Genomic DNA, 16,371 nt, shown 5'->3' with positions numbered 1-16,371 from the left:
CCGCCCGAGGGGCGTTCCCACGATCGGGCGGCGTGTGGAACGGCCGAAGGAGTGGGGCGGCGCGGGACGGTCCGCAGCGGGCGCCCGCGCGCCCCCACGAGCCCCGCCGTCCGCCCCCTCAGACCCCCGCGCCCTCGATCAGCCCGCTCACCTCGGTCCCCGGCGGGGTCAGCAGGAACACGTTGCGATCGACCCGGTGCATCCCGCTGGACAGGCCGAAGACGACCCCCGTGGAGAAGTCCAGGACGCGCTTGGCGACGTCCCCCTCGGCCCCGGTGAGGTCGAGCAGGACCGGGATGCCGGACATCAGGGTCTCGGCGACCTCGCGGGCGTCGGCGAACACGTTGACGCGCAGCACGACGAAGCGGCGCCGGGTCTCGGTCTCGGCGTCGGGCAGGGAGCGGTGGTCCACGGCGGACGGCCAGGCGTCCCGGCCCCGCAGCGGCACGACCTGGGCGAGCCCCTCCCACTGTTCGTCGGTGACGTCGTACCGGTTCACCGGATCCCCCTGACCTGACTCGCGTTCATTGCCTGCACCAGCCAATTCTTACGCCACGTCACCCGTACGGCCCAACAGCGACACGGTGCGCGACCGCACCGGGAGCGGAGCTCAGCGGCTGGTTGCGGACCGGTCGATGTCGGCCGGCGCGGAGTGCGGGTCCTCCTCGGCGGCCAGGTCGCCGAGGCCGACCACGCCGACGGGGCAGCCGCCGCGCTCGACGACAGGCAGGCGGCGGACGTGGTGCCGGCGCATCAGCTCGGCGGGTCCTGGGACACCTCCGAGCTGTGGGATGACGGCCCCGTGCGCCGCGTAGCCCTCAGGGGCGGGGGCGAACACGGCGACGCGGCCGGGCGGCGCACCGGGTTCCCGGCGGTCGGCGGCCCCCGGAGCACGGCGGCGCGGGCGGCCGGCCCGGTGGCCGGTCCGTCGCCGGATGGCCGGTTCCGCGCGGCGGACCGGCCGTGTGCGCACCGCGCGAGATCCGGCCACCTCAGAAGCGGAGGCGGTTCAGTTGTGCGCCGCGCCGGCTCCGGCGCACGCGTCCCGACGCGGGCGCGGGGTGACGTCTCGAACACCTGTGGGAGGTCGGCCGATGCCTCACGCCCGCCCCGCCGGATCCCCCGCCCCTCCCGCCCCGGGGGCCGCGGGACCTCGTCGGGTCCCGGTGGCCCCACAAGCGGAACCCCAAAGCTTGAACACAAATCTCACACATCCTCTCTTCATACCGGTCCCGATGGTCTAGATTGACCGTGCTTCGGGCGTTCGAGCCCGAGGCGACCTGTAATGATCTTTAGGCCCGGCGCTGCGGAGAAGCAGTCGCTACCCGTGCCGGGCGTGGGGGTGATCGGTTCAGGAGCCCGAGGGGGGCCCTGGGTGCGGGGAGCACCGGGGGTTCGACGGGTTCCGGTGCATCTCGTACGTCTGGCGGGACCCTGGGAAGTCCGTTGTCGCCAGAGTGAGTTGATCACACAGCTCTGTAGCCGGCATGTCACGTACGGGGGGCGGGGGCCTCCCGGGGGGAGGAACGGCACGGCGCGGGAGGCGGGGGCCTCCCGATGGGGAGCCAACAGTGTGGGGCGAACACCTCGAATCACTGGGAACCTGGGGGGTTCTGTGCGGCAAGGGGGACTTGTCAGCCCGATTCCGTCAGCGCGCGGGCGCTTGGCGGACGGAGCGATCGGCCGGCCCGCGATCGACTGGGAGCAGCGGTACAGACGTACCGTGATCACCAGTGACACGGTGGCCACCGCGTGCGTGGTGGCCGGGATAGGCAACTTCTTCGGGGCCCGCGACGCGGCCAACTGGCACGAGAAATGGGGGATCCTCGCCTTCGGCACCGAATTACTGGTGCTGGCGTCGCTCGCGGTCAGCCGGGCCTGGGCACCGGCCGTACTGGGTCAGGGCGCGGAGGAGTTCCGCCGCCTGGGGCGCTCGCTGTTCACCGCCACCGTCGTGCTGGCGCTCGGCGGGATCGCGCTGACCTCGCGCAACATCAAACTCTGGATCTTCGTCGCCATACCCGCGATCGCGCTCGTCACCATGACCGCGCGGTACGTGCTGCGGCTGTGGCTGCACAAGCAGCGCAAGGAAGGGCGGTGCCTGCGTCCGGTGCTCGCCGCCGGGAGCGAGGCCACCGTGCGGGACCTGATCACCCGGACCCGCAAGTTCCCGCACCTCGGCTGGCGGGTGGACGCGGTGTGCACGACCGACGGGATCACGCTCGACGGCGACCTGCTGGACGGCGTGCCCGTGGTCGGCCGGCTCACGGACGTCGCCCAGCACGTCCACCGCGACGGCTACCGCGTCGTCGCGGTCACCCCGGACCCGCACTGGTCGCCGGACCGGCTGCAGCGGCTGGCCTGGAACCTCGAGGGCAGCGACGCCGAGATGGTCGTGGCGCCGGTGCTGATGGAGGTGGCCGGACCGCGGCTGCACGTCGACGCGGTGCTGGGCATCCCGCTGCTGCGGGTGAGCATGCCGACGTTCACCGGGGGGCGGCGGGCCGTCAAGGGCGTCGTCGACCGGCTGGGCGCGGCGGTGCTGCTGGTGGCGTTCGGGCCGCTGATGCTGCTCGTCGCGCTGCTCGTGCTGGTGGACAGCCGGGGCGGGGCGTTCTACCGCCAGCGCCGGGTCGGCAAGGACGGCCACGAGTTCACCATGCTGAAGTTCCGCACCATGGTCGTCGGCGCCGACCAGGCCCGGGCCCGGCTGGCCGCCCAGAACGAGGGCGCGGGGCCGCTGTTCAAGATGCGCCGGGATCCGCGGGTCACCCGGGTCGGGAGCGTGCTGCGCCGGTACTCGCTCGACGAGCTGCCGCAGCTGTTCAACGTGCTCACCGGGTCGATGTCGCTCGTCGGGCCGCGGCCGCCGCTGCCCGAGGAGTGCGCCGCGTACGACCCGGACATCCGGCGGCGGCTGCTGGTCAAGCCGGGGCTGACCGGGCTGTGGCAGATCAGCGGCCGCAGCGACCTGTCGTGGGAGGAAGCCGTCCGGCTGGACCTGCGCTACGTCGAGGACTGGTCGCTCGCCCTGGACACGGTGATCTTGTGGAAGACGCTGCGCGCGGTGCTCTACGGGCAGGGCGCGTACTGATGCGCGGGGGCCGCCGTACGGCGGGACGCGCGAACCGCAGGCCACAGGGCCTGCCTGGGGGGAGGAACGGGTCATGAGAGTCAGCGTTTTCGGGCTCGGCTACGTGGGCTGCGTGTCGGCCGCGTGCCTGGCCGGCATGGGCCACGAGGTCATCGGCGTCGACGTCAACCAGGTGAAGGTCGACCTGGTCAACGACGGCAAGGCGCCGGTGGTCGAGGAGCGGATCGGCGAGCTGATCGCCGACGTCGTGCGCAGCGGCGCGCTGCGCGCCACCCGCGACGTCCGCGAGGCCGTCCTGAACAGCGACGTGTCGCTGGTCTGCGTGGGCACGCCCTCGGAGGCCAACGGCAGCCTGTGCACCACCTACTTGGAGCGGGTCACCGAGCAGATCGGCGCGGCCCTGGCCGAGGGGGGCGAGCAGAAGGCGGGGACGCGGCACACCGTCGTCTTCCGCAGCACCATGCTCCCGGGCACCTGTCTGAACCTGCTGGTGCCGATCCTGGAGAAGTACGTCGGCGGCACCGCCGGCGTGGACGTCGGGGTCGCGGTCAACCCGGAGTTCCTGCGCGAGGGCACGAGCGTGCGGGACTTCTTCGACCCGCCGAAGACGGTCGTCGGCGAACTCGACGCGGCCAGCGGCGACGTGGTGCTGGCGCTGTACGAGGGCCTGCCCGGCGAGGTGTTCCGGGTGCCGGTCCCGACGGCCGAGGCGATCAAGTACGCGGACAACGCGTTCCACGGCCTGAAGATCGGCTTCGCCAACGAGTTCGGCGCGGTGTGCCAGGCGCTCGGTGTGGACTCGCACCAGGTGATGGACGTGTTCCTCGCCGACCGCAAACTCAACATCAGCCCCGCCTACCTGCGGCCCGGCTTCGCCTTCGGCGGCTCCTGCCTGCCCAAGGACCTGCGCAGCCTGGTCCACGCCGCGCAGCGGGCCGACGTCTCGGTGCCGATCCTGTCCCACGTGCTGCCCTCCAACTCCGACCATCTGCAACGGGCGGTGGAGATGGTCGAGCGCACCGGCAAGCGCCGGGCGGGGCTGTTCGGGCTGTCCTTCAAGCCCGGCACCGACGACCTGCGCGAGAGCCCGCTCGTCGAACTGGCGGAGCGCCTCTTCGGCAAGGGGTACGACCTGAAGATCTACGACGCCAACGTGAGCCTGTCCCGGCTGCTCGGCGCCAACCGCGAGTACATCGAGACCCGGCTGCCGCACCTCGCCCAGCTCCTCGCCGACTCCGTCGAGGAGGTCCTCGACCACGCCGAGGTGTGCCTGGTCGGCACCCGGGACCCGGCCGTCGTGTCGGCGCTGCCCCACGGTGACGGCCCGGTGATCGTCGATCTCGTCCGCCTCCCCGACGCCGACGCGCGCCGGGCCGAACCGGGGTACATGGGCCTTGCCTGGTGACACGTCGCTCGGCGACTCGTTCGGTGACGCGCAGGGTGACGGACCGTCGGGTGACGGTGCACGGCCGGGCCGGCGCGCGCTGGTCCTGGTGGAGAACCTGTCGGTGCCGTTCGACCGGCGGGTGTGGCAGGAGTGCACGACGCTGCGCGACGCCGGCTGGACGGTGGACGTCATCTGCCCCCGCGGGACCAAGCGGGACACGGAGGCGGAGGCGGTCGTCGACGGGGTGCGCATCCACCGCTACCCGCTGCGCGCGGCCACTGGCGGACCGGCCGGCTACCTGCGGGAGTACGGGGCGGCGCTGTGGCACACGCTGCGCCTGGCCCGCAAGGTCGGCCCGGTCGACGTGGTGCACGCCTGCAACCCGCCCGATCTGCTGTTCCTGCCCGCGCTGTGGCTGAAGCGGCACGGCGCGCGGTTCGTCTTCGACCAGCACGACCTGGTGCCGGAGCTGTACCTGTCCCGGTTCCGGCGCGGCGAGGACCTGCTCTACCGCGCGGTGTGCGCGCTGGAGCGGCGCACGTACCGGGCGGCCGACGTGGTGATCGCGACCAACGAGAGCTACCGCGACGTCGCGGTGCGCCGGGGCGGCATGGCACCCGAGGACGTGTTCGTGGTGCGCAGCGCACCCGACACCGACCGGTTCCGTCCCGTGCCGCCCGAGCCGGAGCTCAAGCGCGGCAAGCCCCATCTGCTGTGCTACCTGGGGGTGATGGGCCCGCAGGACGGCGTGGACTACGCGCTGCGGGCGCTGGCGGAGCTGCGCGCGGTGCGCACCGACTGGCACGCGGTGTTCGTCGGCGCCGGTGACACCTTCGACGAGATGGTGGAGCTGTCGCGGCGGCTCGGCCTCGCGGACCAGGTGGAGTTCACCGGGCGCATCCCCGACGAGGACCTGGTGCGCTACCTGTCCACGGCGGACGTGTGCCTCTCCCCCGACCCGCACAACCCGCTCAACGACGTGTCGACCATGAACAAGGTCCTGGAGTACATGGTCATGGGCCGGCCGATGGTGTCGTTCGAGCTGAAGGAGGCGCGGGTCTCCGCGGGCGAGGCGGCCCTGTACGCGCCCGCCAACGACGAGGCGGAGTTCGCCAAGCTGGTGGCGCTGCTGCTGGACGACCCGGAACAGCGGGCCCGGCGCGGCGAGATCGGCCGGGAGCGGGTCGGCGGCCCGCTGTCCTGGCGCAACTCCCAGGCGGCGCTGCTCGCGGCCTACGCCGCGGCCTGCGCCAAGGACGACGAGAACAGCAAGAGCAAGAACAGCAAGGCTGCAAGGAGGTCGCGCCGTTGAGCGACGACACCATACGTCTGGTCACGATCGGGCGGATCCTCCGCCGGCGCTGGCGGCTCCTCGCCGTGCTCACCCTGGTGGGCGCGCTCGTCGGCTACGGCGTCTCGCTGCTGTTCCCGCCCCGGTACACGACGTCGGCGTCGGTGCTGCTGCCGGGTGCGTGGGAGGAGCGTGCGCTGCTGACGCAGACGGAGATCGCGACCAGTTCGGTGGTGGTCGACCGGGCCGCGGCCACGCTCCACTGGGACGGCGTCGACGGCCGGGACCTGCGGGACCGGGTGAGCGCCCAGGCCGCCGACGGCAACATCGTCCGGATCTCGGGCACGGCCGAGACCCCGGAGCGTGCCCAGCAGCTCTCCGACCAGGTGGCGCAGCAGTTCGTCGGCTACGCCGCGCAGGTCGTCGGTGACAACGGCGACCCGGAGGCGGCGGCGCAACTGGCGGCGCTGCGGCAGATGGTGGCGCAGACCAGCAGCCGGATCACGGAGCTGGCCGACGCGGCCGACCCGGGCAAGACCGTGGAGAGCGTGCAGGCCCGCACCGACCTGGAGAAGCTGCGCACCACGCTCCAGGAGGCCATGAACAAGCTGGAGGAGGCCGACCCGGCCGCCGTGAAGGCCGGCCTGGTCGTGATGGGGCCCGCGCCGCGCCCGACCGGCGAGGCCCCGCCCACCCGGTGGCAGCTGATCGCCGGTGGGGCGCTGCTGTTCTTCCTGGTCGCGCTGATCGGGCACCTCACCGCCGCGCGGATGAGCCGCCGGCCGCGCACCGAGCCGGAGATCGCCGAGGCGCTGGGCTCGGCGTCGCTGGGCACCGTCGACGTGCCTGCGGAGCGGGAGGCGCACCGGCCGGAGGTGCGCGGTGCGCGGGCCCGGGCGCGCCGGCTGCTGGGCCTGGACGTCCGGTGGGACGTGCCCGCCCCGCCGCCGTCCGGCGACGAGGCGAGCCGGCAGGTGCGCTACCGGCGGGTGTGCGCCCGCCTGCGGGAGCGGGTGCCGGCGCCGCGGCGGCTGCTGGCCGTCGTCCCGGAGGGCGACGGCAGCGCCCTGCGGGCCGCCGGGCAGCTGGTGGCCGCCGCCGGGGGCGACCCGCGGCTGCGGGTGGTCGCGGTCGGGGTGGACCGGCCGCTGGTGCCGGACCGGGACACCGAGTCGGGTGCGCTGGTCGTGCTCAGCCCGGGCCACTGGACCGCGGCGGAGCTCGCCGGTGTCGCCGAGGCGTGTGCCGACGCCCGGCACGAGGTCGTCGGCGTCGTCCTCGTCGGCACGTCCACGGCCCGTCCGGAGCGGTCGGCCGACCGCCCCAGGGACGCGGCCACGCCGGTGCTCGCGGGCGCCGACGACGCGACAGGAGTTGCACGGTGAGAACGAGCACGACCCCCCAGTCGCCGGCCCCCACCCCGCTGCTGGACCTGCAGTCCCTGGTGGTGGCGGTGCGCAGGCGCCGCCGTCTGTGGAGCTCGGCGGCCCTGCTGGGGCTGCTGCTGGGTGTGGCGGTCGCGGTCCTGATGCCGCCCCCGCCGACCGCGGTGACCAAGGTGCTGGTCGCCCACCAGGAGGACCAGCCGAACGACCCCGGCACGCTGATCCGCACCGACGCGGCGCTGCTGCAGACCACGCGCATCGCCGAGCAGGCCCTGCGGGCCCTGAGGTCCTCCGAGGCGCCGGAGGACTTCATGCGGGACTACAGCGCCCTGGGCCTGACCAACAACCTGCTCCAGATCACGGTGACCGGCGACAGTGACGCCGACGCGGAGGCGCGTGCCGAGGCACTGGCCGACGCGTTCGTCGCCGACCACGTGCGCCGGATGCAGCAGGCCGCCGACGCCGAGGCCAAGAGCCTGCTCGACCAGCGCGACCGGCTCCAGGGCGAACTCGCCCAGGTCAACAAGGCGATCGGGGACGGCTCCGAGGAGACCGGCCCGAAGGCGGCCGCGAACCTGGAGACGCTCTTCGCGCGCCGCGCCGAACTCACCTCGCGCATCGCCGACTTCGCCCAGCGCGCCGCGGAGGCCCGGGTGGGCACGCCCCAGCTGGTGGCGCGCACCCAGATCGTGGACGACCCGCGTGCGGTGCGGCACTCCCTGCCGAAGTCCGCCGCCACGAACGGCGTGATCGGCCTCGTCCTCGGCCTGGTGCTGGGGCTCGCGGTGGCCGCGGTCACCACGGTGGTCGCGGACCGTCCCGTGCTGCGCCGGGACATCGCCGCGCATCTCGGCGCCTCGGTCGTCGCGGAACTGCCGCTGCGCTCGACGTGGCCGTGGCAGCGGCGGCGGGTCCGCACGGCCCGGGCCCGGCTCACCACGTCCCTGGCCCGCACGGTGCGCGGCTCCACGGAACCGGTGTCGCTGCTGGAGCTGGGCTGCGCGCGCCCCGCGAGCACGATCGCCGTGGACCTGGCCCGGGAGGTCGCCGCGGACGGCCCGGTGACCCTCGTCGACGGGCTGCCCGGTACCCAGCTGCGCGGCCGCCGCACCAAGCCGGGCGACCCGGCCGTGGTCGGCGGTGAGCGCGTCCAGGCCGCCGCGCCCCAGGAGCGCCTGATCGGCGTCGGCTCGGTGGCGCCCGGCACCGCCTGGACGGACCTGCGCCACCTCGGCACGCGGACCGTGCTGGTGGTGCGGGCCGGCCACGGCAGCGCCGCCTGGCTGCACACCGTGGCCCGGCAACTCGCCGACCAGCGCATCCCGGTGGTCGGTGTGGTGCTGATCGACCCCGACCCGAAGGACCGCACCGACGGCACCCTGTGGGACGGGCTGCACACCGCGCTGCGCGGCCAGGGCGAACGGCCGGCCCGGCAGAACGGCGCGGGTGCCCCCCACGCCGTCCAGGCGGTGGGGGAAGGCCCACGGCGCGCGGAGCGCCGGCCGATGTGGGCCGCGGGGGTCCCGGACAGCGACCAGGAGGCTCGGTAGACATGTGTGGCATCGCAGGCACGTACCGGTGGCCGGACGGCAAGGCCGTGACCGACCGGCTCACCGACGTCCTGGCCCACCGCGGCCCGGACGGGGCCGGCCGGTACAGCCACCCGGCCGGGGACGGCGAGGTGCACCTCGGGCACCGGCGGCTGGCCATCATCGACCTGTCCGAGACCGGCGCCCAGCCGATGGCCAAGGACGGCCTCGTCCTGACGTACAACGGCGAGCTGTACAACGCGCCCGAGCTGCGGGCCGAGCTGGAGGGCGCCGGGGTGCGCTTCCGCGGGACCTCGGACACCGAGGTGCTGCTGGAGGCGTGGCGGCGCTGGGGCACGGACTGTCTGCCCCGGCTGCGCGGCATGTTCGCGCTCGGTGTGTTCGACGAGCGCACCGGTGAGCTGGTCCTCGCCCGCGACCAGCTCGGCATCAAGCCGCTGTTCCTGCTGCGGCGCGGCGAGGGCCTGGTGTTCGCCTCCGAGCTGAAGGCGCTCGCCGCGGTCACCGGCGGGTCGCTGGACGTGGACCACGCGGCGCTGGTGGCGTCGCTGCTGTACTACTGGGTGCCGGACTCGCGGTGCGCGTTCCGCGAGGCGGAGAAGCTGCCGCCGGGGAGCTGGCTGCGGTGCCGGCCGGACGGGCGGGTCGAGCGCGGCCGGTTCTGGAACCTGAGGGACGTCGCCGCCGAGGGGCGGCAGCGGGCCCTGGACGGGGACGTGCCGGACCTGGCGGCCGTGGTCGAGGAGTCGACCCGGCGGCACCTGCTGTCCGACGTGCCCGTGGCGACGTTCCTGTCCGGCGGGCTGGACTCCAGCTACCTGACCGCGCTGGCGGCGCGCGGGCGGCCCGGGATCTCCGCGTACACCATCGGCTTCCGCGCCGAGGACGCCCGGTTCGAGGCGATGCCGGACGACCTGCGCTACGCCCGGCAGGTGGCCGAGCGGTTCGGCGTGGACCTGCACGAGATCGAGATCGCCCCGGACGTGCTCGACCTGCTGCCGCGGATGACGTACCACCTGGACGAGCCGATCGGTGACCCGGCCGCGATCAACACGTTCCTGATCTGCTCGGCCGCCCGGGAGGCCGGGGTCAAGGTGATGCTGTCGGGGATGGGCGCCGACGAGCTGTTCGCGGGGTACCGCAAGCACCTGGCCAACCTGATCGCGCTGCGCTACCAGCGCGTTCCCGGGCCCCTGCGGCGCGGGGCGTCCGCGGTGGTGGACCGGCTGCCGGTGGCGACCAGCCGCCGCGGGTACCGCTCGGTGCGGTTCGCCAAGCGGTTCCTGTCCTTCGCGGACCTGCCGGAGGAGACCGCGTTCCGGCGCAGCTACACCATGTACGACCGGGGCGACCTGCTCGGCCTGATCGACCCCGACCTGGCCGGGACGGTCGACGACGTGCTGACCGAGCACGCGGACGTCTACGAGGACAACGACCTCGACGACTTCGTGAACCGGATGTGCCTGGCCGACGCCCGGATGTTCCTGCCGGGTCTGAACCTGGCGTACACGGACCGCTCCAGCATGGCCGCGTCGACCGAGGTGCGGGTGCCGTACGTGGACGTCGAGGTGGTCAGGGCCGCGTTCGCTGTGCCCGGGGCGCGCAAGATCGCCGGGCGGCAGGGCAAGGCGGTCCTGAAGGAGGCGGCCACCTCCATCCTGCCCCGGGAGATCGTCTACCGGCCCAAGGGCCTGTTCAGCGCCCCGCTGCGGGCCTGGATGAGCCGGGACCTGGCGCCGCTGGTGCGCGAGGTGGTCGAGGACGGCCTGCTCGTGCGGTCGGGGTTCCTGCGCCGGGACGCGCTGCGGCGGATGGTCGCCGAGGACGCCGCCGGGCAGCGGGACTTCTCCAAGCACCTGTGGCACGTGCTGACCCTCGAGTACTGGTACCGCGGCGCGACCTCCGGGTCCGGACAGCACTCCCCCACGACGGCGTAGAGACACGGCGTAGAGACAAGAGGACTTCGGTGAAACAGGTAGTACAGAACTACAAGAGCGGCGAGCTGGCGCTCCTGGACGTGCCGGTGCCGGGCTGCAAGCCCGGTGGGGTGCTGGTGCGGACCTCCTGGTCGCTGATCTCCACCGGGACCGAGCTGATGAAGGTCTCCGAGGCCGGGATGTCGATGCTGGGCAAGGCCCGCTCCCGGCCGGACCAGGTGGCCAAGGTCGCGCAGAGCGTCGCCACCAACGGGCTGCCCGCCACCTACCGCAAGGTGATGGGCAAGCTCGACTCGTACACGCCGCTGGGCTACTCGCTGTGCGGGGTGGTGGAGCAGGTCGGTGCCGGGATCGACGACGTGAAGGTCGGCGACCTGGTGGCCTGCGCCGGCAACGAGCACGCGCTGCACGCCGAGCTGAACTGGGTGCCGAAGAACCTCTACACCCCGGTGCCGGACGGTCTCGCGCCGCGGCACGCCGCGTTCGGCACGGTCGGGTCGATCGCGCTGCAGGGCGTGCGCCAGGGCGAGTCGCACCTGGGCGAGGTGGCGCTGGTCATCGGCCTGGGTCTGATCGGCCAGCTGGTGGTGCAGCTGCTGGCCGCCTCCGGGGTGCGGGTGGTCGGGGCCGACCCCGACCCGGCGCGCTGCGAGCTGGCCGAGCGGCTGGGCGCGGCGGCCTGCGGCGACCCCGGCTCGGCGGCCGTGGCCGGCGCCGTCGCCGAACTCACCGGCGGGCACGGCGTGGACCAGGTGTACCTGGCCGCGGGCGGCGGCAGCAACCAGCCCGTGGAGCTGGCCGCCCAGCTGTGCCGGGACCGGGGCCGGGTCGTCGACATCGGCAAGTGCCGCCTGGACCTGCCGTGGAACGCGTACTACGAGAAGGAACTCGACGTCCGCTTCTCCCGCAGCTACGGGCCCGGCCGCTACGACCCGGAGTACGAACTCCAGGGGCGGGACTACCCGATCGGCTACGTGCGCTGGACCGAGCGCCGCAACCTGGCGTGCTTCCTCGACCTCGTCGCCCGCGGCAGCGTGGACGTGGAGCCGCTGGTGTCCCACGTCGCCGACTTCGAGGACGCGGTGCCGACGTACCAGCGGCTGAAGGACGGTGAACTGAAGGCCGTGGCGGTGCTGTTCCGCTACCCCGAGCAGGGGGCGGACGCGGAGGCGGAGCAGGCGCAGGCCCCGTCGGTGGCCGTGCCCGCGGTCCGGCGCACCGGCGGCACGGCGGCCGCAGCAGCCCGGCCGGCGGGGGCGCCGGTGCGGCTGGCGTTCGTCGGCGCCGGCAACTACGCGTCGTCGATGCTGCTGCCGCACCTGGCGCGGCGCGAGGGCGTCGAGCTGTCCACGGTCGTCACCACGACGGCGCTGTCCGCGGCCAACGCGCAGCGCAAGTTCGGCTTCACCCGGGCCACCACCGACCTCGACGCGGTGCTCGGTGACCCGTCCGTCGACGCGGTGTTCGTCGTCACCCGGCACAGCTCGCACGCCGGGCTGACCCGCAAGGCCCTGCTGGCCGGCAAGGCCGTGTTCGTGGAGAAGCCCCTCGCCCTCACCGAGGACGAACTGGCCGACGTGGTCGCGGCGGTGGAGGAGTCCGGCAACGACCGGCTCCAGGTGGGCTTCAACCGCCGGTTCGCGCCCCTGCTGCACGACGCCCGGCAGCGGTTCGGCACCCGGACCGGCCCGGCCGCCCTGCGCTACCTGGTCAACGCGGGCCGCCTCGACCACGGCAGCTGGTACCTCCAGGAGGGCTCCGAGGGCACCCGGTTCGTCGGCGAGGGCGGGCACTTCATCGACACGGCGAGCTGGCTGCTGGGCGCCGACCCGGAGTCGGTGTGGGCGACCGCGCCGTCCGGCAACGACGACCTCCAGGTCGTGCTGCGCTACCCGGACGGCTCCACCGCCACCATCAGCTACGTCACCTCGGGCCCGTCCGGGTTCCCGAAGGAGACGCTGGACCTGATCGCGGACGGCCGCGCGCTGCGCCTGGACGACTTCGTACGGGCCTCCGTCTACGGCCGCAAGCGGTGGGTCAGCTCCCGGCTGCCCAAGGCCCGCGACAAGGGCCAGAACGCCGAACTGGCCGCGTTCGTCAAGGCGGTGCGCACCGGCGGGCCGATGCCGGTGCCGCTGGAGTCGCTGGTCGCGACCACGGCGGCCACCCTCGCCGTGCGGGCCAGCCTGGTCGGCGGCGCGCCGGTGACGCTGGCGGGGGCGCGATGACCCGGGCGGCGATGAGCGCGGGCTGGTACCTGCGGCGGCTGTCCCGGATGGGTCCGGCGGAGGTCGGCGGCCGGGTGGGCGACACGGTGCGCCGGCGGCGCTGGCGCGCGTCGCCGCCGCCGGACGGCCCGCGGGTGACCGGCGTGCGGTTCACCTCCGTGCTGCCCGCGGGGACGCTCGCCGAGGTGCCGCCGGACGCCGTGAAGCGGCTCCTCGCCGAGGCCGACCGGCTGATGGCCGGGCACGCCGTGTTCTTCGGTGTGGACCGTGACGACCTGGCCGACCCGGACTGGTCGTACGACCCGAAGACCGGGCGCCGGGCCCCGGGCGGCTACGCCTTCGACGTGCCGTACCGGGACGAGGAGGCGATCGGGGACGTCAAGCAGATCTGGGAGCCGTCGCGGCACCAGTACCTGACCGTGCTCGCCGCGGCCTACGCCGTCACGGGCGACGAGCGGTACGCCGAGCGGGTGGCCGCGCACCTGCGGTCGTGGTGGACGGCCAACCCGCCGCTGCGCGGGGTGCACTGGGTCAGCGGGATCGAGCTGGGCATCCGGCTGCTGTCCTGGGTGTGGGTCCGCCGCCTGCTGGACGGCTGGCCGGGCGCGGCCGCGCTGTTCGAGGACAACCCGGTGGCGCTGCACCAGATCTGGCACCACCAGCGCTGGCTGGCCGCTTTCCCCAGCCGGGGCTCCTCGGCGAACAACCACGTCGTCGCCGAGACCGCCGGGCAGTTCGCCGCGGCCTGCGCGTTCGGCTGGTTCCCGTCCTCGCCGCGCTGGCGCGGCGACGCGCTGCGGTCGCTGGAGCGGCAGTTGCGCGCCAACACCTTCGCCTCCGGGCTCAACCGGGAACTGGCCACCGAGTACCACGGTCTGGTGCTGGAGCTGGGCCTGGCCGCGGTCGCCGAGGCGGACGCCGCGGGCGTGCCGGTGCCGGCGTCGGTCCGGCGGGTGCTGCTGCGGATGACCGACGCGCTCGCGGCCGTCGTGGACCGCCGGCTGCGGCCGCCCCGGCAGGGCGACGCGGACGACGGGTACGGCCTGGTCGTGGACGGCGCGGGCACCGACCGCTGGGGCTCGCTGCTGTCCACCGGGGACGCCGTGTTCGGCCGGCTGCCCTGGTGGCCCGCGGTGACCGGCACCGACGTGCGCACGCCGCTGCTCGCCGCGCTGGTCCGGCCCTACCCGGGCAGGGGCAGCGCGGTGGCCCGCCCGGACCGGCGGCCGGCCCACTTCGCCGACGCGGGCCTGACGATCCTGCGCAGTGCGGAGCGGGACCGGGGTGAGATCTGGTGCCGCTGCGACGGCGGCCCGCACGGGTTCCTGTCCATCGCCGCGCACGCGCACGCCGACGCGCTGTCGGTGGAGGTCCGGCACGACGGGGTGGACGTGCTCGCCGACCCGGGGACGTACTGCTACCACGGACAGCCCGAGTGGCGGCGGTACTTCCGCTCGACCCTCGGCCACAACACCCTGGAGGTCGACGGCACCGACCAGTCCGTCTCCGGCGGGCCGTTCCTGTGGACCCGGCAGGCCCGCAGCCGGGTGCTGGCCGCGGGCGCGGACCGCTGGAGCGCCGAACACGACGGCTACCGGCCGTCCGTGCACCGCCGCCGGGTCGAACTGGCGGCGGAGCGGCGGGAGCTGACGATCGTCGACGAGCTGAGCGGCGACCGCCGGGCCGTGCGCCTGGCGTTCCACCTCGGCCCCGCGGTCACCGCGCAGCTGACGGGCCACCGGGCCGTGCTCACCTGGACGTGCGACGGCGAGGACCGCTCCGCGGTGCTCGACCTGCCCGGACAGCTGGCCTGGGAGGCGCACCGGGGCGAGAGCGACCCGCCGCTGGGCTGGTACTCGGCCGGCTTCGGCCGCAAGGAACCCGCCACCACGCTGCTCGGCACCGGCTCCGCCGACGGCACGCGCGGGTTCACGACCGTACTGACGTTCCGCGGCTAGGGGGGCGCGTGGGGATCAAGGGGCGGGCCCGGGGGTGGCCCGCGGTGGCGTCGGCGCTGGTGCTGCTGGCGGTGGCCGGCTGTGACACGAGCACGGCGAGCACGCAGCGGCCGGAGCCGACCGCTGCCGCGCCGTCCACGGCGTCCGTGGCCCGGGTGTGCGCGCACCCCGGGGCCGGGCCGGCGACGGCGCCCGCGGGCGCGGTGAGCGTCGACCCCGCGGTGCCGGGCGACCTGGCGGCGAAGACCGCCAAGAGCCCGCCGCACACCACGTTCTGGCTGCGCCCGGGCACGCACCGGCTCGAGGCCGACCGCTACGCCCAGGTGATCCCCAAGGAGGGCGACACCTACCTGGGCGCGCCGGGCGCGGTGCTCGACGGCCGGAGGACCAACCAGTACGCGTTCGGCGGCACCGCGCGCGACGTCACCCTGCGGTACCTGACCGTGCGGGGGTTCGTCGCGCCGCACGACGAGGGTGTGGTCAACCACGACTCGGCCGACGGCTGGGTGATCGAGCACTCGGTGATCCGGGACAACTCCGGCGCCGGGCTGATGGCCGGTGCACGCCAGCGGGTGCGCGCCAACTGCCTGCGCGACAACGGCCAGTACGGCATGAACGCCTACAAGTCCGGCGGCCGCATCAGCGGACTGCTGGTCGAGGGCAACGAGATCGTGGGCAACAACACCGGCGACTGGGAGAAGAAGCGGCCGGGCTGCGGCTGCACCGGAGGCGTGAAGTTCTGGGCGGTCGACGGCGCCGACGTGCGCGGCAACTGGGTGCACGACAACCGCGGGGCCGGGCTGTGGGCCGACACCAACAACAACGACTTCCGCATCGAGCGCAACGTGCTGGAGGCCAACGACGGGGCCGCGCTGATCTACGAGACCAGCTACAACGCGGTGATCCGCGACAACGTCATCCGGCGCAACAACTGGGTCGAGGGCCGCGACTACGCCGACCGCGGCGACAGCTTCCCCTTCGCGACGGTCTACCTGTCCGAGTCGGGCGGCGAACCCCGCGTCAAGGCCCGCACCGACACGATCGACGTCTACCGGAACACGCTGGAGAACAACTGGTCCGGCATCACCCTGTGGGAGAACGCCGACCGGTTCTGCAACAGCCCGGCCAACACCTCCTCCGGCGACTGCACGCTGCTGGTGAAGAAGACCTCCAGCTGTGCCCGGCCGGGGATCGCGTCGGCGCCGCTGTACGCGGACTGCCGGTGGAAGACCCAGCGGGTGGACATCCACGACAACCGCTTCGTGCTGGACAAGTCGGTCGTCGACTGCACGGTCAAGTGCGACCGCATGGCGGTGCTGGCCAATTACGGCACCTACCCGGACTGGTCGCCGTACAAGGGCGAGGGGGTGGCCCGGGCGGTCACGCTCCAGCAGCACAACCGCTGGCACCACAACACCTACGTCGGACCGTGGACGTTCGTCGCGCTCGACCCGAGCCGGGTCCTGGACTTCGCGCAGTGGCAGGGCGCTCCCTACCAGCAGGACGCGGGCAGCACCTTCCGCGCCGGGGACGGTGGTTGA

At 74.0% G+C, this 16,371-nt stretch carries 11 protein-coding genes; 9 read left to right on the top strand and 2 right to left on the bottom strand.

From position 1 onward, the window contains the following. Positions 1-118: 118 nt before the first annotated feature. The gene (locus tag E4U91_RS26420; RefSeq protein WP_137309129.1) at positions 119-499 is read right to left on the bottom strand and encodes a cell division protein SepF; all 381 of its coding nucleotides are present in this window, start codon (positions 497-499) and stop codon (positions 119-121) included. A 111-nt stretch (positions 500-610) separates the two neighbouring features. Next, positions 611-991, bottom strand: a complete 381-nt coding sequence (locus tag E4U91_RS39085; RefSeq protein ID WP_241678690.1) for a CBS domain-containing protein — start codon at positions 989-991, stop codon at positions 611-613. A 624-nt stretch (positions 992-1,615) separates the two neighbouring features. Here E4U91_RS39085 and E4U91_RS26410 point away from each other — a divergent pair. The 9 genes from E4U91_RS26410 to E4U91_RS26370 all read left to right on the top strand — a co-directional run bounded on the left by E4U91_RS26410 (position 1,616) and on the right by E4U91_RS26370 (position 16,371). Then, positions 1,616-3,094 carry a sugar transferase gene (locus E4U91_RS26410; protein WP_137309128.1) on the top strand — a complete coding sequence of 493 codons (1,479 nt, stop codon included), beginning with the start codon at positions 1,616-1,618 and terminating at the stop codon, positions 3,092-3,094. A gap of 73 nt (positions 3,095-3,167) precedes the next feature. Continuing rightward, positions 3,168-4,499 (top strand): nucleotide sugar dehydrogenase, encoded by a 1,332-nt coding sequence (locus E4U91_RS26405; protein WP_137309127.1) that lies wholly within the window; start codon positions 3,168-3,170, stop codon positions 4,497-4,499. Beyond that, complete coding sequence (locus E4U91_RS26400; RefSeq protein ID WP_137309126.1) at positions 4,489-5,793, top strand: glycosyltransferase family 4 protein; 1,305 nt, start codon at positions 4,489-4,491, stop codon at positions 5,791-5,793. The genes E4U91_RS26405 and E4U91_RS26400 overlap by 11 nt, the downstream gene beginning before the upstream one ends. After that, on the top strand, positions 5,790-7,157 hold the full coding sequence (locus E4U91_RS26395) for a Wzz/FepE/Etk N-terminal domain-containing protein (protein WP_137309125.1): 1,368 nt from the start codon (positions 5,790-5,792) through the stop codon (positions 7,155-7,157). The genes E4U91_RS26400 and E4U91_RS26395 overlap by 4 nt, the downstream gene beginning before the upstream one ends. Beyond that, on the top strand, positions 7,154-8,707 hold the full coding sequence (locus E4U91_RS26390) for a Wzz/FepE/Etk N-terminal domain-containing protein (protein WP_137309124.1): 1,554 nt from the start codon (positions 7,154-7,156) through the stop codon (positions 8,705-8,707). The genes E4U91_RS26395 and E4U91_RS26390 overlap by 4 nt, the downstream gene beginning before the upstream one ends. A 2-nt stretch (positions 8,708-8,709) precedes the next feature. Then, positions 8,710-10,644 carry an asparagine synthase (glutamine-hydrolyzing) gene (asnB, locus tag E4U91_RS26385; RefSeq protein ID WP_137309123.1) on the top strand — a complete coding sequence of 645 codons (1,935 nt, stop codon included), beginning with the start codon at positions 8,710-8,712 and terminating at the stop codon, positions 10,642-10,644. 29 nt (positions 10,645-10,673) lie between these two features. Then, positions 10,674-12,872, top strand: a complete 2,199-nt coding sequence (locus E4U91_RS26380) for a bi-domain-containing oxidoreductase (RefSeq protein WP_137309122.1) — start codon at positions 10,674-10,676, stop codon at positions 12,870-12,872. Beyond that, entirely contained in the window at positions 12,869-14,830 is a 1,962-nt protein-coding gene (locus E4U91_RS26375) for a heparinase II/III family protein (protein WP_241678689.1), read from the top strand. The genes E4U91_RS26380 and E4U91_RS26375 overlap by 4 nt, the downstream gene beginning before the upstream one ends. A gap of 8 nt (positions 14,831-14,838) precedes the next feature. Next, a complete protein-coding gene (locus E4U91_RS26370) occupies positions 14,839-16,371 on the top strand; it encodes a right-handed parallel beta-helix repeat-containing protein (protein WP_137309121.1) in 1,533 nt (510 codons plus the stop codon).

Origin of the sequence: Streptomyces lasalocidi (genome assembly GCF_005280215.1) — a bacterium.
GTDB classification, from domain to species: domain Bacteria; phylum Actinomycetota; class Actinomycetes; order Streptomycetales; family Streptomycetaceae; genus Streptomyces; species Streptomyces longwoodensis.
Note: the sequence above shows the minus strand (reverse complement) of the source record. Positions and strands in the feature narration are given on the sequence as shown.